This window comes from Tumebacillus algifaecis, from assembly GCF_002243515.1.
GTDB classification, from domain to species: Bacteria; Bacillota; Bacilli; order Tumebacillales; family Tumebacillaceae; genus Tumebacillus_A; species Tumebacillus_A algifaecis.
In genome coordinates, this window is record NZ_CP022657.1 from 2,376,288 (window position 1) to 2,398,959 (window position 22,672).

1 protein-coding gene is annotated in these 22,672 nt (G+C 55.3%); it reads left to right on the forward strand.

All coding sequences use genetic code 11. The features are described from left to right. Positions 1-22,665 (forward strand): non-ribosomal peptide synthetase, encoded by a 22,665-nt coding sequence (locus tag CIG75_RS10345; protein WP_094236599.1) that lies wholly within the window; start codon positions 1-3, stop codon positions 22,663-22,665. Positions 22,666-22,672 lie beyond the last annotated feature (7 nt).

Genomic DNA, 22,672 nt, shown 5'->3' on the forward strand with positions numbered 1-22,672 from the left:
ATGAAAACTTCAATCCCGATCTTTTCTACTCTACCCGAACTTTTGCAAACTAGAGCGCACCTTTCTCCAGAAAAACTTGCCTATTCATTTCTAACAACAGACGGAGACGAGGAGACGGTTACTTATCAAGAGCTCGATCGAAATGCGCGCATGCTTGCTGCCACGCTTCAAGAGCATTCGCCAGGCGAGCGTGTGTTGTTGCTCTACCCGCCTGGTCTTTCCTATATACGTGCTTTTTTTGGATGTTTATACGCCGGATTGGTGCCAGTCCCAGCCTATCCGCCGCGTACAAACGGTCATCTCGACCGATTGCAGGCGATCATTCACGATTCACAAGCCAAACTCGCATTGACAACCCCCTCGATTCTAAACGGAATCGAGCTGCAGCAATCTAACTTTCGCGAACTGCAAGACATCGAGTGGATCGTCACCTCGTCATGGGAGGGGAGCGGTTCGACCGGCTGGCGACCACCTGCTGTTGACGGGGACAGCCTTGCGTTTCTTCAATATACATCCGGCTCAACAGCCTTGCCGAAAGGTGTGATGCTGACACATCACAACCTGTTGCACAATCTACAAGCGATCGAGAACAGTTTCGAAACGAATGAGGCAAGCCGCTGTGTGATCTGGCTGCCTCCTTATCATGATATGGGATTGATCGGGGGAATCCTCCAACCCTTGTACACAGGATACCCGGTCACGCTGATGGCACCTGTCGATTTTATTCAACGACCCTATTTTTGGTTGCAGACGATCTCTCGACTAGGTGGGACGGTGAGCGGTGGGCCGAACTTTGCCTACGATCTTTGCGTGCAAAAAATCACACCTGAACAACGAGATACATTAGATCTCAGCACGTGGAAAGTCGCATTTACAGGCGCAGAGCCAGTTCGCTCCGAGACACTGGACAGATTTGCTGACTTTTTCGCTCCCTGTGGATTTCAACGGGAAGCTTTTTACCCGTGCTATGGGTTGGCCGAAGGGACTCTGTTTGTAACTGGCGGACGAATCGAAGAAGCACCTGTCATCCAACCATTCAATGCTGATCTTTTGCAACAGGGTCGTGCATCCAAAGTCGAGCCTGTGTTTGAGCATGCCCAAACATTGGTGAGCAGTGGTCGACTTACTGATGGTCAACAAAGTATTGTGATCGCATCCCCTGATACTCTCTCTTTGTGTTCAGAAGGTGAAGTAGGCGAGATCTGGGTAAAGAGTCCCAGTGTCGCTCAAGGGTATTGGAACCGTAGAGAGCAGACGGAAGAGGTGTTTCATGCCTTCCTGACAGATACGGGAGATGGCCCCTTCCTCCGCACAGGCGATCTTGGATTTGCCCAAGATCAAGAGTTATTCGTGACGGGACGACTGAAAGACCTGGTCATCATTCGAGGTCGCAACTATTATCCGCAGGATCTTGAGTTTTGTGTTCAGAAGAGCCATCAAGCCGTTCATAACAACAACGGTGCCGCTTTCTCCATCGAATTGGATGGGGAAGAGAAGCTGGTCATCGTGCAAGAGGTGGAGCGTCAATACCGCAGATCAAACCTGCAACCGGTTCTTGACCTGATTCGACAGTCGATAGCAGAAGAGTATCAACTACAGGTGCATGAAATCGTTCTGATCAAGCCGGTCAGCATCCCCAAGACTTCCAGCGGAAAAGTACAGCGACATCTCTGCCGAGCACGTTATTTGAACAATACGTTAGATGTTCTCTGTACAGATGGTTCCCAATCTGAACTGTTGAAGCTCGACCAAATTCAAGAGGAGAGACCCGATCAGTCCCTCGCAGATCCGCAAGGTTGGATCACCGATGCGCCTGAGCAACGACTGGAAAAGGTCAGATCGCACCTTCAAGCCCAGTTGGCGCAGCTGTTGCGGATGACATCCGCTCATCCTCCGTCAGATCGCCCGATCAGTCAGTTTGGACTTGATTCGCTGGTAGCTGTCCAATTCAAGGATGAGATTCAGGGTGCCTTTGGAGTTTCACTCCAACTTTCGCAACTGCTGTCAGGGCCAACCCTCGATCAATTGGCACTTTCGATCATCGAGAACCGCAGTGCTGCAGATCTTGAGGAGACGGGGATCGCTCCCGATAACAATGAGCTCACAGGCGAAACAACAGGACTTTCGTATGGCGAGCAGTCCCTTTTCTTCTTGCAGAACATGCATCCTGAAGATACTGCGTACAACATCGCCAGAGCAGCAAAGGTGAGCGGCGCTTTTGATGTGGACGCTTGGCATCGTGCCATCCTTCAGTTGACGAAGCGACACCCACAACTTCGCACCCGGTACACATTGCAAGACGGGATGCCAGTTCGAGCGATACAGGAAACGGCAGAAGTGGGATGGCTCTATCAGGATGCTCAAGCTTGGTCAGAAGTTGAGCTCCAAGATCGAATGATCACCGAATCGCATCGTCCGTTCGACTTAGAAAATGATTGTTTGTTGCGAACTTGCATCTGGAAACGTTCAGAAACGGAGCACATTCTTTTGCTCATCGCTCATCACATCATTGTCGATTTTAACTCGTTCGGCGTGATGGTTCAGGATCTGCAAACCTTGTATCAAGCAGAGATCCGACTTTCTTCAGATGCGACCGAGGCCTCTTCCAGCCTAGGCTACGGCGGCTACGAAAGCTTTGTGCGAAAACAGATGGCGTTGCTTCAGAGCGCTGAAGGCGAACGCCAACGTCAATATTGGCATCGCAAATTAGGGGGGGAGTTGCCCGTACTTCAGATGCCATCCGCTCATGCTCGCCCTGCGATACAGACCTATAAAGGCGCTGCCAGTTTGTTTCAACTGTCTGCAGACGTCTCGGCGGGGGTGCGCCGACTCGCACTTGAGCATGGCATGACGATTTACAGCACGCTCCTCGCCGCATTTCAAGCCATTTTACATCGCTACACAGGTCAAGATGATCTGCTGATCGGCTCTCCGACATCGATCATTGAAAGTGCACATGAAGTTTCCGATATCGGTTATTATGTAAACCCGGTCGTCATTCGAACCGACTTCAAAGCTGACCCGACCGTTCGAGAACTGCTCGGACAGGTTCGCCAACATGTTCTCGAAGCGCTCGATCATGCCGAATATCCATTCGCTCTCTTGGTCGAAGACTTACAACCAGAGCGCGACCTAAGTTTCCCTCCGCTCTTTCAGGCGATGTTTACCTACCAACGCTCTCAATTGCCCGAGCTGAAGGAGTTGACCGCTTTTTCGCTCGGTATGAAGGGGGGCAGTTTCAATCTAGGTCAGCTTGCTTTCGAGTCGCTTCCGCTTCAGCAAAATCATGCTGGGTTCGATCTGTCCTTGGCGATGGCAGAGGTGGAGGGGACTCTCGCTGGACGGTTTGAGTATAATACCGATCTTTTCAGCGACGAGTTGATCGAGCGATTGATTGAGCATTTCAAAACTTTGCTCGCAGCTTTTGTTACTTCTCCCGATCGTTTGGTCGCTGAACTTCCCCTGCTGACCGAATCTGAATGGCAGCAGCAGTTGATCGACTGGAACCGGTCGACTTGCGATTTTCCTGAAGTTTTGTCTGTTCACAGATTATTTGAAGAACAGGTAAGACGAACACCTGATCGGATCGCCGTCTCATTTGATGATGTGTCGCTGACGTATCAACAGTTGGATGAGCTTGCGAACCGGCGTGCAGATCAGCTTCTCGCATTAGGTATCGAAAAGGAAACGTTGGTCGGTCTGTACTTAAATCGATCCCATGAGCTGATCGTCTCCATTCTTGCGATCTGGAAAGCGGGTGGGGCCTATGTTCCGCTCGATCCGTCACATCCTCAGGAACGTGTGATATTTACCCTGCAGGATGCGCGTGCCGCTGTGCTCGTCACAGAGTCCAGTCTGCTCAGCACCTGGATGGATGAGATCGAACAGGTACTATGCATCGATGTAGATCGCAAGGATCAGCAGATGATCGATCGTCAGGTGCACCCACAATCCCACCCACATCAGCTGGCCTATGTGATCTACACGTCCGGCTCAACAGGACAGCCAAAAGGGGTACAGATCGAACATCGCTCGCTGACCAACCTGCTGTTTTCTCTTCAAAACAAGCTCTCATTTAGCGAACGCGACGTGCTGGTCGCTGTGACGACGATCACATTCGATATCTCGACGGTAGATCTGTTCTTGCCGCTGATCACCGGAGCACAGGTTGTGGTGGCAAATTCAGATCAGGTGGCAGATGCCCGCCTGCTCGCGCAGCTGTTGCAAGAAAAGAACGCGACTGTTCTCCAAGCGACGCCAGCAACATGGTATCAGCTGATCAATTCTGGCTGGCAAGGGAAGCAAGATCTGCTGGTGATGTCAGGCGGAGAGAGCATGCCGCGAGCGCTCGCCGATGATCTCCTCATGCGCAGCCGAGAGGTTTGGAATTTGTACGGCCCGACCGAAACGACAGTCTATGCTACGGGAGGGCGTGTTGGAGCACAGGGGACGGTGTTGATCGGAGAAGCGCTCGACAATGTAGAGGCGTATGTGTTGGATGCGCACTTGCAACCGGTGCCGCTCGGTGCAAAAGGTGAACTTTATGTCGGAGGGGTCTGCTTAGCACGCGGATATTTGAATCGCCTCGAACTGACGGCCGAAAAGTTCATTCCACACCCTTTCTCTTCCAGTGATGAAGCGCGTCTGTACAAGACAGGCGACATCGCTCGGTATCAGGCTGATGGAAACCTGGAAATTCTCGGCAGGGTGGACAATCAAGTTAAAGTGCGCGGGTATCGCATTGAGCTAGGCGAAATCGAAGCGACCCTCACCGAGCATCAAGAGGTGAAACAAGCGGCGATCATCGTCACCGACGCTGGTGATGGAGATGTGCGGTTGATCGGCTTTGTCACAATGAAGTTTGCCGTGACAGCTACGACACTGAAACGCAAGGAGTTACGCCATTTTCTGAAGAGCCGATTGCCAGACTACATGGTGCCTGCCCACTTGGTCATCTTGGAAGAGATGCCGCTTACCACCAGCGGGAAAGTGGATCGCAAAGCATTGAAAGTACCAGATGAGTATTACGCTGAGCAGGCAGGAGTTGTCCAGCTCGACACCGAGACGGAAAAAATCGTCGCAGAGATCTGGTCGAAAGTCCTGCGAGTGGAGCAACTCGGAGCGCAAAGCAACTTTTTTGAACTCGGCGGTCACTCCTTGTTAGCGACTCAGGTGACGACGCGCATGCAAGACGCGTTCGGACTCACCATCCCGCTTCGCCAGCTGTTCGAATGTCCGACTGTCGCTGAGATGGCAAGCTGGATCGAGGGTGCGACTCAGGAAGCACCGAACGATCTGTCGAAACATCGACTCCTCACCCCGATCTCTCGTGCGGGAGAACTACCGATGTCATACGCTCAACAACGTCTTTGGACGTTAGATCGCCTGATCGACGATCCAGCTGCATACAACATGCCGTTTGCGATCCGCTTGCAGGGGAACTTAAAAGAAGCAGCATTGGAACAAAGTTTATCGTTGATCGTCAACCGGCATGAGGCGCTTCGAACAACGTTTGCTGAAGTGGATGGTGCTCCCATTCAGATGATCGCACCTCCCGCTCCTGTCTTGGTCATGAAAAGAGATCTGAGCAACGATTCGAGCGCGGAACGAGAATTGACGCTTGAACGTCTGTTGCAGGAAGTAGCAGGGCTTGCGTTCGACCTGCAAAGCGGCCCTTTGATTCGTTTTTGCTTAGTCAAAACAGCCGATCAGGAACATGTGCTGATCATCAACATGCATCATATCATCGCGGACGGTTGGTCTATCGTATTGTTCCGTGAGGAGTTTGTTGCAAGCTACAGCGCGCTCGCCGAAGGGCGCTCACCAGATTTGGCAGAACTGTCACTTCAGTATGCAGACTTTGCAAGTTGGCAGCGAGACTGGTTGCAAGGGAGCGTTTTGGAAGAGCAGTTAAACTATTGGAATCAACAGTTAGCAGGCACGCTGCCAACGCTTGAACTACCGATCGATCATCAGCGACCCGCCTTGCAAACACAGCGCGGAAAAGTAGAGCGATTCACACTTTCTGAAGAATTGACTGTACGTTTGCGAGCTTTGAGCAGTGAGCATGGGGTGACGATGTTCATGACATTGCTCTCCGCGTTCAATCTGTTGCTCGCACGCTACTCTGGCACTCCTGACATCTGTGTCGGGACCCCGATTGCAGGTCGTCATCATCGAGAAGTTGAGCCGATGATCGGACTGTTCGTCAACACCTTGGTGATCCGAACCGACCTGTCGGAGAATCTGACGTTTGCCGAACTGCTCAGCCGCGTGCGGGAGACGGCGCTCAACGCATTCGCACATCAGGATGTTCCGTTCGAAAAATTGGTGGAAGTTCTAGTGCCGACGCGCGACCTGAGCAGAACACCGTTGTTTCAGGTCATGTTCGACCTGCAAGAGGACATCCTTACAAAAATCGAACTGCCCGATCTCGCCTTGACCCCGATCGAGTTTGACAGCGAGCATGCCAAATTTGATCTAACGCTTGCGATGGTCGATCGCGAAAGACAGCTTAGCGGCAGTTTCGAATACAATGCTGACCTTTTCGAATCGGCGACCATCAAACGGATGCTCGTCCATTTTGAGCAGTTGCTCTGCTCGATCACCGAGCGGTCTACCGAGCGGATCTCCGCTCTTTCGATGCTCACCTCGAACGAAAGAAGCACCTTGAGCGCGTATGGGAGTGGCGTAAAACGAGCAATCCCTCAGCACCTGTGCGTTCATCAGCTATTTGAAGCACAGGCCGAAAAAACACCTGACTCGAAAGCGATCGAATGGAAGTCTGGTTCGCTCAGCTACAAAGAACTGAACAGAAGAGCCAATCAGCTTGCACATGCGCTGATCAGAGCGGGCGTTCGAGTCGATCAGCCTGTCGGTCTATGCGTTGCGCGCTCTCCCGAGATGATCATCGGCATGCTGGGGATCATGAAAGCTGGCGGCGCCTATCTGCCGCTCGATCCTGCCTATCCCGCGCAACGGATCACCTACATGCTTGAAGATGCGGATGCGGACGTGTTGCTCACACAGTCAGGTTGCATCCCCGCGAATGTGCAGGGACGAACGGTGTTTCTGCTCGATGCGGATCACGATCGATTCGATCAAGAATGCGAGGAGAATCCAGCTACAGATGTTCGCTCTGACCATCTGTGCTACATCATCTATACATCTGGTTCGACAGGGGCTCCCAAAGGTGTGGAGATTGAACATCGCAACGTGGTCAATCATAACCTTGCAATCGCTGAGGAATACTCGTTGCAGCCTCATGACCGTGTCCTGCAATTTTCCTCGATCTCCTTTGACATCGCAGTCGAAGAGATCTTCCCGACTTTGGTGACAGGGGGGACGCTTTACATTCGTGATGAAGAGATGCTCACCACAGCAGAACGCTTCTTGCGTGAGATCGATGAGAGAAAGTTGAGCGTCCTGAACTTGCCGACCGCCTTTTGGTCAAGCTGGACGCATGAGCTTGCAGAACTTGGTGCAAAGCTTCCCGAGTCGCTTCGACTGATGATCGTCGGCGGGGAAAAAGCATCTCCTGAAGCGCTGACCACCTGGCAGCGGATCGCACCCGAAATCGATTGGATCAACGCTTATGGCCCAACCGAAACGACTGTCACCGCAACCTTATTTCGATCCAAAGGCAGTTCGACTAGGCTCGGCTCCATTCCGATCGGCAGACCGATTGCAAATCTAGAAGCGCACATTTTGGATGCACATCTTCAACCTGTTCCAATCGGAGTGGTTGGCGAATTGTATTTGAGCGGCGCAGGTGTCGCACGCGGCTATCGCGATCGCCCTGAGCTGACAGCTTCCGTCTTTCTTAACAGTCCCTTCCACGAAGAGGGAAGCGCACGCCTCTATAAGACAGGAGATCTCGTTCGCTGGCTCAGGGACGGTCAATTGGAGTATGTCGGAAGAGTGGATGATCAAGTCAAAATCCGCGGATTTCGGATTGAGGCTGGGGAGATCGAATCATGCCTTGAACAACTGCCGACCATTCAAGAGGCGATCGTACTTCCCGTGGAGGAGATCCCGGGCAACCCACGCCTGATCGCCTACTTGGTCACATCAGATCGATTCGATGAGCAAGAGGTCGTTGCGAGCCTTAAGGCATCACTGCCCGATTACATGATTCCGTCCGCGTGGGTCACGCTCGACAAATTTCCGCTGTTGCCAAACGGAAAGGTGGATCGACGTGCACTTGCAAGCATCCAATCGACAGCTCCAGACCGGTTGACAGAAGTTGTTCCCCGAACCGAGATGGAACAGCAATTAGCTTCCGTTTGGGAAAAAGTATTGCGGCGCGACTCAGTCGGAATTCATCAGAACTACTTTGAACTTGGCGGCGATTCGATTCTGAGCATCCAGCTCGCCTCTCGCGCAGCTGCTCAGGGCATTCATCTGTCGCCCAAAGATCTCTTTCAACATCCGACGATCGCTCAACTTGCTCAGGTCGCCAAGTGGGCAAATGAGAAGGGGACTGATGCGGAGGAGGAACCGACTGCTGGCCCCGCTCCGCTTACGCCAATTCAACGCTGGTTCTTCGAGCTGCACCATGAGTCGCCACACCAATGGAACATGCCGCTGCTGGTAGATCTAAAAGTCCCACTCGATCTGCAGGTGCTGAAGGAATCTCTGCGAGCGCTCTTCTTGCATCATGATGCATTGCGCATGCGCATCGTCCAAACGGAACGCGGTTGGGAGCAACAGTTTGACGAGTCGATCGGCGACGTGCCCTTCGAACGCCTCGATCTCACCAATCTCTCAGCGGATGAGGAAGAAGCGGTGTGGAGAGCAGAAGTGGTGAAGTGGCAGGAAAGCTTGAATCTGTTTACCGGCCCGATCGCACGATTTGTCTACTTGGACAGAGGGGAAAACAGATCGCATCGCCTTTTCTGCTTGGTTCATCACCTCGCTGTCGACGGAGTCTCTTGGCGGATCTTGCTCGAAGACCTCGAGCGCATCTATGAGCAATTGTTGCACGGTGAAGCGGTTCGGCTGCTTAGAAAAACGACGTCTGTGCAACGGTGGGCACGAGTCTTAGCGCAACGTGCACAGGAAGTGGAGATGGAAAAGGAGCTGACCTATTGGCTGGATCAAAACGTTGCAGCCGATCCACTGCCTGTAGATGATTCAGCTGGGCGCAACACGTACTCGTCACTGCGTCGCAAACGAATGTTCCTCGATCCAGCAAGCACTCGCGCATTGTTGCAGGAAGCGCCTCGAGCGTTTCGGACCAGTGTGCAAGACTTGTTGGTAACCGCTTTGGCTCAAACGATTGCTGACTGGACCAAAGGGGAGCACGTCTCGCTTGAGCTGGAGGGACATGGGCGCGAAGAGCTGTTCGAACATGCAAACCTTTCGCGCACTGTCGGCTGGTTCACCGCCACCTATCCGATCCACCTCCATCTTCAGAACCCTGATGATCCTGCCGATTCGCTAAAGCGGGTCAAGGAACAGCTTCGCTCAGTTCCACGCGGAGGTGTCGGATATGGTCTGCTCCGGTTCATCGGCCGGGAAGAGGGGAGAAGCGCTTTGCGCAAGGCCCCACAGCCGCAAGTGTTATTCAACTATCATGGGCAGACAGACATGCAGTTCGACTCTTCCAATCTTTTTGCACTTTCAGCTGAGGAAGTGGTGGCGTCCCACGGCGCGGACAACCTGAGGAGCCATCTGTTGGAGATCAACGGAGCGATTGTGGATCACCGTCTGCAACTCGATTGGGAGTACAGCGATCAGTTCCATTCGGCCGATACGATCGAGCTGCTGGTGAACTCGTTCTACGACCATCTGCAAAAATTGATCCAACTCTGCTTCTCTCCAGAAGGTCGAGGGCGAACACCCTCCGACTATCCGAACGCTGAACTTGATCAGGAAAGGCTCGATCGCTTCTTGTCACAACTTGAGTCACGTGGATTCCCCCTCGAAAACATCGAGGATCTTTATCCGCTATCCCCGATGCAGCAAGGAATGCTCTATCATTCCAACCTCGTCGAAGAAAAGGGGATGTACCTCGTGCAGATGACGCTACATCTGCGCGGGAACTTAAAAGTTGATGTGTTGGAACGCGCTTGGCAATGGGTGGTTGATCGTCACACGATCCTCCGCACCAGCTTTCATTGGCAATCGCTTCAGGTACCACTTCAAGTTGTACATCAACAGGTTCCAATCACCATTAGGAGCTTGCAGGAAGATGAACATCAACAGGTTGTACAACAGTTTCTGGACGAAGAGCGCACAGTCGGATTCGACCTTTCGAGTGCGCCTCTCTGCCGCTTGACTTTGGCCGAGATTGACAGCGAGCAATCTAAACTGATCTTCACTTCCCACCATCTGGTTTCAGATGGATGGTCTTTGCCTTTGATTTTTCAAGAGCTCTTTGCCGCGTATGTAGCTTTCGATCAGGAGCAACTGCCGCAGCAACCAACCGCGCTACCTTTTGTTCGCTATATCGCTTGGTTACAACAGCAAGAGTTGCAGTCTGCTGAGAATTTCTGGCGCGGCTATCTTGACGGATTCAGCACACCTTTGCGTTTGGGCATTCGCAAGCGAGGGACGGAACAAACGTTGCCTTCCTCGCTACCTCAAGAACAACATGCCGCCTTATCCACCTCTGTGACCGAACAGCTTGTGCGCATGTCCAAACAACAGCAGCTTACCCTCAACACGATCGTACAAGGTGCTTGGTCGATCCTGTTGAGCCGATACAGTGGAAACGATGATGTTTTGTTTGGTGCCACCTTTGCTGGTCGACCTGCCGATCTGCTCGGATCTGACGAGATGGTCGGTCTCTTCATCGGCACGTTGCCGATCCGGGTTCAGATCGAATCGACACAAGCTGTGCTTCCCTACCTACGGGCTCTACAACAAAGGCAGTCTGAGGTGCGCGAATATGAGTATACTCCGCTGGTCGACATTCAAAAGTGGAGCGAAGTTTCTCACGGACAAGCTTTATTCGATACGATTTTCGTCTTCGAAAATTACCCGATGGATCGGTCGCTGACCGAAAATGTCGGAGGTCTGTTGGTTGAAGAGATCATGTCAGAAGAGTGGAACAACTACCCGCTCACACTGACTGTTGTACCTGGTAGCAAACTGATGCTGAAAGCCATGTACGATCAAAGTTTGTATGACGATCGAGACATCGAACGGCTGTTGGTGCACTTGAGCACGCTGATCGAACAGATCGTCTCTCAACCTGAGCAAACGATCGGAAAGATGCCGATGCTCACAGCGGAAGAGGTCAACCAACAGCTGGTCGAATGGAATGATCGCAGTTGGATGTCCACCTCGGACCTGTCGATCTTGCGTTTGATTGAGGAGCAGGCGGAGCGAACGCCTGACCGCACTGCGATCCAGTTCGGTCAAGAGCGGCTGACCTACCGCGAAGTCACTCAGCGTGTCGACGCCCGTGCTCAACAGCTGCGCGCGCTGGGTGTCACGCGTGATGCGCTAGTCGGGCTCTACCTGAACCGCTCGCACGAATGGGTCATCTCCATCCTCGCCATCTGGAAAGCGGGAGGCGCCTATGTACCGCTCGACCCCGCACATCCGGTCGAACGCGTGACACGGTGCCTGCAGGATGCACAGCCGGCCGTGCTGCTCACCGAGAGCAAACTGGTCGAACCTTGGATGAACGAAATGAATCATCTGCTCTGCGTCGATTCATCTGCTGAATTGCGCGCAAATGACCAACCTGTTTGGGAGGCGATCAAGTCTGAGCAACCCGCCTATGTGATCTACACTTCAGGTTCTACCGGCGTGCCCAAAGGGGTGCAAATCGAGCATCGCTCGTTGACCGATTTTCTGTTGACGATGCATCAACGCCTGTCGTTCTCTGAGCGGGAAGTGCTGGTCTCCGTGACGACGATCTCCTTTGACATCTCGATTCTTGAGCTGTTCTTGCCGCTGATCTCCGGCGCTCAAGTGGTCATCGCAGAAGCGGAAGTGGCGGCCGATGGGAAACGATTGGGACAGCTCTTAGAAGCGGCGCAGGCGACCGTTCTTCAAGCGACCCCTGCGACTTGGTATTTGTTGATCCACGCTGGTTGGCTAGGGAAGCACGACCTACGCGCCCTCTGTGGCGGGGAGAACCTGCCTCGCGATCTGGCCGACGACCTGCTCGCGCGCGTCGGAGAAGTGTGGAACCTGTACGGGCCGACCGAAGCGACCGTCTGGGCGACAGCCGGGAAGGTGGCGCTCTCCGAGCCAGTGTCGGTCGGTCGCCCTCTGGAGCATGTGGAGACCTATGTGTTGGACGTCAGCCTGCAACCGTTGCCAGTAGGTGTCGTCGGTGAGCTATATCTGGGCGGTTCCTGCTTGGCAACCGGCTACCGAAACGCTCCGGAGTTGACAGCAAACGCGTTCATTCCGCATCCATTCGCATCCGAGCCAGCATCCCGCCTCTACAAGACGGGCGACTTGGCACGCTACCTGCCTGACGGATCGCTTGAGATTCTCGGGCGCACCGATCATCAGGTCAAAGTGCGCGGCTTCCGCATCGAACTGGGCGAGATTGAGGAAGTGCTGTTGCAACACCCCGAGGTGCACCGAGCGGTGGTCGTCGTGCAGGATGCGGCAGTGGGGGACAAGCGCTTGATCGCCTATTTTGTCCAAGCGGCTGATCAGCCTTCGGTCGAGTCGGGTGAACTCAGAAGATTTCTCAAACAGCGCTTGCCCGACTATATGGTGCCCTCTGCGTTTGTCAGCCTGACTCAGCTTCCGCTGACACCAAACGGCAAAGTCGATCGCAAAGCACTGCCACAGCCTGCTGAATTCGCGAGCGCCGAGAGGGCCTATGTTGCGGCGCGCACCGAGACGGAGACGATGCTGAGCCAGCTGTGGTCAAGCGTGTTGCGCAACAAGCGCATCGGCATGCACGACAATTTCTTCGAGCTTGGCGGACACTCCCTGCTGGCGACACAGGCGGTCGCTTTGATGCAGGAAAAGATGGGGATCGATCTTCCGCTCCGCACTCTGTTTGAACATCCGACAGTGGCCGAGTTTGCCGCTTGGATCGAAGAGCGGACAGCGACGGGGAATCACTCGTTCGCTGTAGTACCCCAACTGCCGATCGCTCGACCGTCCAAGCTTCCGCTCTCGTTCGCCCAGCAGCGCCTATGGATGCTCGACCAGCTGTTGCCCGACCGAGCAGCGTACAACATGCCGTTTGCGGTGCGGATGGAAGGTGCGCTCGACCTTGCCGCACTTGAGCTTTCCTTGCATGAGATCATCTGCAGACATGAGATCTTGCGCACAACTTTTGCCGAGCAAGCGGGAGAGCCGATCCAGGTGATTCACGCACCGCAGCAAGAAACCCTGTTGGTGATCGACCTGTCCGATCGAGCAGATGGCGAGCGGAAGGAAAGACTCGAACAGCTCATCGCCGAGGAGGAGAAGCGGGCGTTCGACCTGCAGGTCGGCCCCTTGTTACGCCAGAAGCTGGTGCGCTTAGGCGAATTTGAGCACGTTTTATTGATGACCTTCCATCACATCATCTTCGATGCTTGGTCGATCGCTCTGTTTGTCGAGGAACTGGTCTCGCTCTACGAAGCTGCGCACGAGCAGACTCTGGCACAACTGCCCAAGATGGAGCTTCAATATGCAGACTTTACGCTCTGGCAGCGCGACTGGTTGCAAGCGGACGTGATGGAGGAGCAGATCCAATATTGGAAACAGCAGTTTCATGGTGAGATTCCGATCTTGCAACTGGCGACCGACAGGCCACGTCCTGCCGTTCAAAGCGCGCGTGGGGCGGCGGAGCGGTTGGTGCTGGATGAAGAACTGACCGCAGCGCTGCGATCGTTCTCGCAGGAGCATGAGCTCACGCTCTACATGACACTGCTCGGAGCGTTCTACATCCTGCTGTATCGGTACACTGGCCAAGAGGACCTCGTCGTCGGCACACCGATCGCCGGTCGCCGACACAGGCATGCAGAAAAGCTGGTCGGTCTGTTCGTGAACACGCTTCCGCTCCGGCTCGACCTGGCGGGAGCGCCGACTGGTGAAGAGGTGTTTGAGCGCGTGCGCCAGATGATGCTCGGTGCCTACAGCCATCAGGACGTTCCCTTTGAGCGGCTGGTCGAGGAGTTGCAACCGACGCGAGACATGAGCCGGAGCCCTCTGTTCCAAGTGATGTTCGGCCTGCAAAGCACGCAGTTGACCGAGCAAAAGCTCACCGGATTGACCTTGAACCTGATCGACAAGGAAACGCCGTTCGCCAAGTTCGACCTGAACCTAGTGCTGCTCGAAGAAGGAGGGACGGTGAGCGGCTGGTGGGAGTATAACGCCGATCTGTTCGATCGCCAGACCATCCAGCGGATGATGCTGCACTACCAACAGTTGTTGCGTTCGCTTCTAGAAGGATCGACCTCCCAACCTGAGCAAGCGATCGGAAAGCTGCCAATGCTCACAGTGGAAGAGGTCAACCAACAGCTGGTCGAATGGAATAATCGCAGTTGGATGTCCAACTCGGACCTGTCGGTCCTGCACTTGATTGAGGAACAGGCGGAGCGAACGCCTGACCGCACTGCGATCCAGTTCGGTCAAGAGCGGCTGACCTACCGCGAAGTAACTCAGCGCGTTGCCGCTCGTGCTCAACAGCTGCGCGCGCTGGGTGTCACGCGTGATGCGCTGGTCGGGCTCTACCTGAACCGCTCGCACGAATGGGTCATCTCCATCCTCGCCATCTGGAAAGCGGGAGGCGCCTATGTACCGCTCGACCCCGCACATCCGGTCGAACGCGTGACTCGTTGCTTGCAGGATGCACAGCCGGCCGTACTGCTCACCGAGAGCAAGCTGGTCGAACCTTGGATGAACGAAATGAAACATCTGCTCTGCGTCGATTCAGCTGTTGAAGTGCGCGCAAATGACCAACCTGTTTGGGAGGCGATCAAGTCTGAGCAACCCGCCTATGTGATCTACACTTCAGGTTCTACCGGCGTGCCCAAAGGGGTACAGATCGAGCATCGCTCGTTGACCGATTTTCTGTTGACGATACAGCAACGTCTGTCGTTCTCTGAGCGGGAAGTGCTGGTCTCCGTGACGACGATCTCCTTTGACATCTCGATTCTTGAGCTGTTCTTGCCGCTGATCTCCGGCGCTCAAGTGGTCATCGCAGAAGCGGAAGTGGCGGCCGATGGGAAACGATTGGGACAGCTCTTAGAAGCGGCGCAGGCGACCGTTCTTCAAGCGACCCCTGCGACTTGGTATTTGTTGATCCACGCTGGTTGGCTAGGGAAGCACGACCTACGCGCCCTCTGTGGCGGGGAGAACCTGCCTCGCGATCTGGCCGACGACCTGCTCACGCGCGTCGGAGAAGTGTGGAACCTGTACGGGCCGACCGAAGCGACCGTCTGGGCGACAGCCGGGAAGGTGGCGCTCTCCGAGCCAGTGTCGGTCGGTCGTCCTCTGGAGCATGTGGAAACCTATGTGTTGGACGCCAGCCTGCAGCCGTTGCCTGTAGGTGCTGTCGGTGAGCTTTATCTGGGCGGTTCCTGCTTGGCGACCGGCTACCGAAACGCCGCGGAATTGACAGCGAAAGCGTTCCTTCCGCATCCTTTCGCATCCGGGCCAGCATCCCGCCTCTACAAGACGGGCGACTTAGCACGCTACCTGCCTGACGGATCGCTTGAAATTCTCGGGCGTATCGATCATCAGGTCAAAGTGCGCGGCTTCCGCATCGAACTGGGCGAGATTGAGGAAGTGCTGTCGCAACACCCCGAGGTGCACCGAGCGGTGGTCGTCGTGCAGGATGCGGAAGTGGGGGACAAGCGGTTGATCGCCTATTTTGTCCAAACGGCTGATCAGCCTTCGGTCGAGTCGGGTGAACTCCGAAGATTTCTCAAACAGCGCTTGCCCGACTATATGGTGCCCTCTGCGTTTGTCAGCCTGACTCAGCTTCCGCTGACACCATCCGGCAAAGTCGATCGCAAAGCACTACCACAGCCTGCTGATTTCGTGAGCGCCGAGAGGGCCTATGTTGCGCCGCGCACGGAGACGGAGACGATGCTGACCCAGTTGTGGTCAAGCGTGTTGCGCGTCGATCGCATCGGCATGCACGACAATTTCTTCGAGCTAGGCGGACACTCTTTGCTGGCGACACAGGCGGTCGCTTTGATGCAGGAGAAGATGAGGATCGATCTTCCGCTCCGCGCCCTGTTTGAACATCCGACGGTGGCCGAGTTTGCCGCTTGGATCGAAGAGCGGACAGCGACGGGGGACCTCTCGTTCGCTGTGCTACCTCAACTGCCGATCGCTCGACCGTCCAAGCTTCCGCTCTCGTTCGCCCAACAGCGCCTGTGGATGCTCGACCAGCTGTTGCCTGACCGAGCAGCGTACAACATGCCGTTTGCGGTGCGGATGGAAGGTGCGCTCGACCTTGCTGCACTTGAGCTTTCCTTGCATGAGATCATCTGCAGACATGAGATCTTGCGCACAACTTTTGCCGAGCAAGCGGGAGAGCCGATCCAAGTGATCCACGCACCGCAGCCAGAAACCCTGGCGGTGATCGACCTGTCCGATCGAGCAGATGGCGAGCGGAAGGAAAGACTCGAACAGCTCATCACCGAGGAGGAGAAGCGAGCGTTCGACCTGCAGGTCGGCCCCTTGTTACGCCGGACGCTGGTGCGCATGGGCGAAGAGGAGCACGTTTTATTGATGACCTTCCATCACATCATCTTCGATGCTTGGTCGATCGCTCTGTTTGTCGAGGAACTGGTCTCGCTCTACGAGGCTGCGCACGAGCAGACTCTGGCACAACTGCCCAAGATGGAGCTTCAATATGCAGACTTTACGCTCTGGCAGCGCGACTGGTTGCAAGCGGACGTGATGGAGGAGCAGATCCAATATTGGAAACAGCAGTTTCATGGTGAGATTCCGATCTTGCAACTGGCGACCGACAGACCACGTCCTGCCATTCAAAGCGCGCGTGGGGCGGCGGAGCGGTTGGTGCTGGATGAAGAGCTGACCGCAGCGCTTCGCTCGTTCTCCCACGAGCATGAGCTCACGCTCTTCATGACACTACTCGGAGCGTTCTACATCCTGCTGTATCGGTACAGCGGTCAAGAGGACCTCGTGATCGGCACACCGATTGCCGGCCGCCGGCACAGGCATGCAGAAAAGCTGATCGGCCTGTTCGTGAACACGCTTCCGCTCCGGCTCGACCTGTCGGGAGCGCCGACCGGCGCAGAGTTGTTCGAGCGCGTGCGCCAGATGATGCTCGGTGCCTACAGCCATCAGGACGTGCCCTTTGAGAGACTGGTCGAGGAGTTGCAACCGACACGAGACATGAGCCGGAGCCCGCTGTTCCAAGTGATGTTCGGTTTGCAAAGCACGCAGCTGACCGAGCAGAAACTCTCCGGATTGAACTTGAACTTGATCGACAAGGAAACGCCTTTTGCGAAGTTCGACCTGAACCTAGTGCTGCTCGAAGAAGGAGGAAAGGTGAGCGGCTGGTGGGAGTATAACGCCGATCTGTTCGATCGCACGACCATCCAGCGGATGATGCAGCACTACGAACAGTTGTTGCGTTCGATTCTGAACGGACCTGTGTCTGAAATTTCTCGCCTGCCGCTCTTGGCAGCATCAGAACGAGCACGATTGCTACAACTGCCGCACCCAGCAGAGATGCGTCGCTCATCCGAACAGACCCTGCATCAGCAGTTTGAAGCGATGGTGGAACGGACGCCCGACCGCGTTGCGCTCGTCTTCGAGTCGAACTCCCTGACCTATCGGGAGCTGAACGAGCGAGCCAACCGGGTCGCCGCCCATCTGCTGTCGCTCGGGGTACAGCCCAACACGCTTGTCGGCCTCTGCACCGAGCGATCGCTGGAGCTGGTCATCGGCCTGCTCGCCATCCTCAAGGCAGGCGGTGCATACGTCCCGCTCGATCCTGCCTATCCGGCCGATCGACTCGCGTTCCTGCTTCAGGATGCCAGCCTTTCGATCCTGCTGACGCAACAGCATCTGCGCAATACGCTTCCTGCTCATCGCGCACAGGTCGTCTGTCTGGATGATCACGCTCTGTTCGCCTCCGCGAGCGCTGACAATCTGCACAGCGCCGCGACGGCAGAAAGCATCGCCTATGTGATCTACACGTCCGGATCGACCGGACAGCCCAAAGGCGTGCCGATTCCGCATGCGAACGTCATCCGCCTGTTCACTTCGACTGCGCACTGGTTCCCGTTTGCAGAAGACGATGTCTGGACGCTCTTCCACTCCTTCTCGTTCGACTTCTCGGTCTGGGAGCTGTGGGGCGCGCTCTTGCACGGAGGGAAAGCGGTCATCGTGCCCTACTGGATCAGCCGCTCGCCCGAAGCGTTCCTGCACCTGCTCGCCTCCGAGCGGGTGACGGTGCTCAACCAAACGCCTTCCGCCTTCCGTCAGCTCATGCAAGCGGAAGCGGCACAATCGGACCGGCAAGCGCTGTCCCTGCGCTGGGTGATCTTCGGCGGCGAAGCGCTCGATCTGCCCGCGCTGCGCCCTTGGTTCGATCGGCACGGCGACCAGAGCCCGCAGTTGATCAACATGTATGGCATAACCGAGACGACCGTCCACGTCACCTACCGCCCCTTGAAGCGGGAAGATGCGCTGCGCGCAAACAGCGTGATCGGACATCCGATCCCCGACCTTGAGGTGTACGTGCTTGACCCGCATCTGGAGCCGGTGCCAATCGGCGTAGCGGGTGAGCTATATGTGAGCGGGGCAGGGGTAGCCCCTGGCTACCTCCACCGGCCGGAGCTGACCGCCGAGCGGTTCCTGCACCATCCGTTCCGCGCCGAAGCGCAAGCTCGCCTCTACAAGACGGGCGATCTGGCGCGGCGCCTGCCGAGCGGAGAGTTGGAATATCTCGGACGGATCGACCACCAAGTGAAGATCAGAGGGTTTCGCATCGAACTGGGGGAGATCGAATCGATGATCGGCCACCACCCGGGCGTGCGCGAAACGGCCGTGCTGGTGCGCGAAGATCGGGCGGACGACAAGCAGATCGTCGCCTATGTGGTCACCCATGTCGGTACCGAACTGCAGCCGAGCGATCTACTCTCTCATTGCAAAGAGCGCTTGCCAGACTACATGGTTCCAGCCGCCTTCGTGCTGCTTGACGCTCTGCCGCTCACACACAACGGCAAGCTGGATCGCAATGCTTTGCCCGCACCGATTGGGCAGCAGAAAGATCGCACAATTCGCTCGCAGCCGGAGAGTGCTACCGAAATCGCGATTTCTGAAATTTGGAAGGAAGTGCTCGGAGTCGAACAGATCGATCGCGAAGACAATTTCTTTGACCTTGGCGGACATTCGCTGCGAGCTACTCAAGCGGTCTCGAGAATCGGTGCAACACTCGGGATCAAACTATCGCTTCGCACCTTGTTCGAAACTCCAACTCTACGGCTTCTGGCCGAAGAGGTTCAACACCAGCAGATGAAGGAGATGCCAGTTTCAACCCAAGCGATCTGTCAGCAGTCCCGGATCGGGGAGATTCCACTCTCCTTTGCACAGGAGCGACTATGGGTTCTCGATCGTCTGATGCCAGGCAACACCGCATACAACATCCCGTTTGCACTCTCGATGATCGGCGAGCTGGATGATGAGGCACTCGAGTGGAGTATCAACGAGATCATTAAGCGGCATGAGATTCTGCGCACCACCTTGCATCAGGTCGAAAGCAGCGCAGTTCAACGCATCGCAAAACCAGATTGGCAACGCTTGACTCGCACCGACCTGCGCAGCCTCTCGTCCGCCGATTGGGAACGGGAAGTGAGTGCGCGTCTTCAAGCGGAGACAGAGCGAGTGTTCGATCTGACCGCAGGACCGTTGCTATACGTCGAGCTCCTGCAACGCGCATCTGACGATCATGCGCTTGTGATCAACATGCACCATATCATCTCAGACGGCTGGTCGATCGGTCTGCTCGTGCAGGAGATAGGCGCGCTGTATACAGCCTATGTAGAAGGTCAGACGTCTCCGCTCGCCGACTTGTCGATTCAGTACGCAGATTATGCGATCTGGCAGCGCGAATGGCTCGCTGGACAGCGGTGGGACGAGCAGTTGTCCTACTGGAAGACACAGCTCGGCGGGTCACTACCAGCTCTGCAATTGCCAACCGATCATCCGCGTCCACCTGTACAATCCTATCGCGGTGCTTCCTTTGCTTTTGCGATCGACAAAGTGGTTGTCGAAGCGCTTGAAGCGATCGGCAAAAGTCACAGTGCGACGCTGTTTATGACCTTGTTCAGCGTTTTCCAAACGCTGTTGTACCGCTATACAGGCCAGGAGGACCTCGTTGTAGGCACTCCGATCGCCGGGCGTCAGCAGCAAGAAACGGAAGGATTGATCGGATTTTTTGTCAACACGCTGGTCATGCGCACCGACCTGTCAGCGCGGCAGACATTTGTCGAACTGCTAGCTCAAGTCCGCCAAACGGCGCTCGACGCTTACACGCATCAGGATATTCCGTTCGAAAAACTGGTAGCCGAGCTCCAGCCGATCCGCGATCGAAGCAGATCCCCGCTGTTTCAAGCGATGTTCGCACTGCAAAGCGCATCGCAGGCATGTTTATCACTTCCAGGGCTTGCCATCCAGCAGATCGAAGGAGCGACGACGACAGCCAAATTCGATCTGTCCGTAACCTTCGAAGAGAGTGAACAAGGGCTGAACGGACATCTCGAATACAGCACCGATCTTTTCGAGGCCAGTACGATTGCTCGCATGGCAGACCATCTGGTGACGCTGATGAACAGCGTGATTGAAAATCCAAACACACCGGTGTCTGAACTGCAGATGGTAACAGAAGCGGAGAAGAGGCTGTTTAGCGAATGGAATGGTGAACTGCCATCACCAGCAGATCAATGTGTGCACCGCCTGTTTGAATCACAGGTGATCCGCACGCCAGATCGCATCGCGGTCGAACATGAAGGGAATGAACTCAGTTACCGTGAGCTCAATGCGCGCGCCAACCAATTGGCTCGACATCTGCAGGCGCTCGGTGTTGGGCCGGAGATGCCCGTCACCTTCTGCCTGGATCGGTCACTCGATCTGGTGATCGCCCAACTTGCCATTCTCAAAGCGGGCGGAGCATACGTGCCGATCGATCCGAACAATCCGCCGGAGCGAACTGCGTTCATCCTGCAGGATACGAATGCGTTGGTGATGGTTGCACACTCCCATCTAATCCGAGAGCTGCCCAACCTGCCGGCTCAACTCGTCTGTCTCGATCAAGATGAGGATGTGCTGTCAGCCTACTCTGGCGAAGATGTGAGCAGCGATGTGCGTCCAGATCATCTTGCTTATCTGATCTACACATCTGGATCGACTGGCCGGCCGAAAGCTGTCGCCGTCGAACATCGAAACGTGCTCTCCACTTTGCTCATCGCCCAAGAGCAATTCGTGTTCCGAGAAAGCGATGTGATCATGTGGACTTCATCCGCTGCGTTTGACATTTCGCAATTCGAACTGTGGAGCACTCTGTTTGTTGGGGGTCGCATCCTCTTGCTCTCTCGGGATCATATCTTAAACATTGACCGCATGATCGTGGATCTGACACGTGCCACCGTGGTAAATTTCGTACCAAACTTGATGAGACGCGTCATCGAAGCTACGAAATCTGCGATTCAAGAGGGGACGCGATTTGACAACTTGCGCTACCTGTTCATCGGCGGAGACGCAGTCCCCCCACAGATGTTAGTAGAGACGAATCAAACCTTTCCGCGCACAGACACGTATGTGCTCTATGGTCCGACGGAGGCTTCAATCTTCGCCACCAGTCATCTGGCCAAGCGCGGGGAAGAGGGGGATCGGATTTTGATCGGCAAGCGTTGCTTGAACGCTCAGCTCTACATCTGTGATCCGTTCGACCAAGAGGTCCCGCTCGGAGTGCCGGGTGAACTTCAGATCGGCGGACTTGGGGTTGCTCGAGAATACTTCGGTCGAGAGGAATTGACAGCAGAAAAATTCGTTACGGTCGATGGACAAAGACGCTACAAGACGGGCGACCTTGTGCGCTACCTACCAGACGGGTCGATCGAGTTTCTCGGACGCATCGACGGACAGGTCAAGATTCGCGGGTTCCGTATCGAGATCGGCGAGATCGAAGCGGCATTGACTCAACAGCCTGACATTGTGGATGCCGTTGTGCAAGTACATGAGACCGCAGCGGGGGAGAAGCGGTTGATCGCCTATGTGGCAAGATCAGAGGAAGGAAAGTTGGATGTGCGCTCCTTGCGTCACGAATTGCAGAAACGACTGCCCGATTATATGATTCCTGCTCGGTTCATCCAACTGGAAGCACTGCCTTTGAACCCGAATGGAAAAGTGGACCGAAAAGCTCTGCAGACACTTGAATGGCCCGCCATGGATAGCGAGGATTTTGCGCAGCCAAGCACTCCGACCGAAACAAAAGTGGCCGCCATCGTCGCCAACTTGCTCAGCCTGCAGCAGATCGGCGTGCATGACAACTTCTTTGAGCTCGGTGGCCACTCGCTGCTCGCCATGCAGGCGATCGCGGAGATTCGCGCCGAGCTGAAGGTAGAAGTGCCGTTGTCTGCGCTGTTTGAAGCACCGAGCATAGCGGAGCTGTCCGCCATGATCGACATTTTGCTCAACGAGACTCCGCAGCAAGAATCGAGCATCAAGCGAGCTTCTCGCTCCGCACATGCGCGGAGACGATAGATCGAAC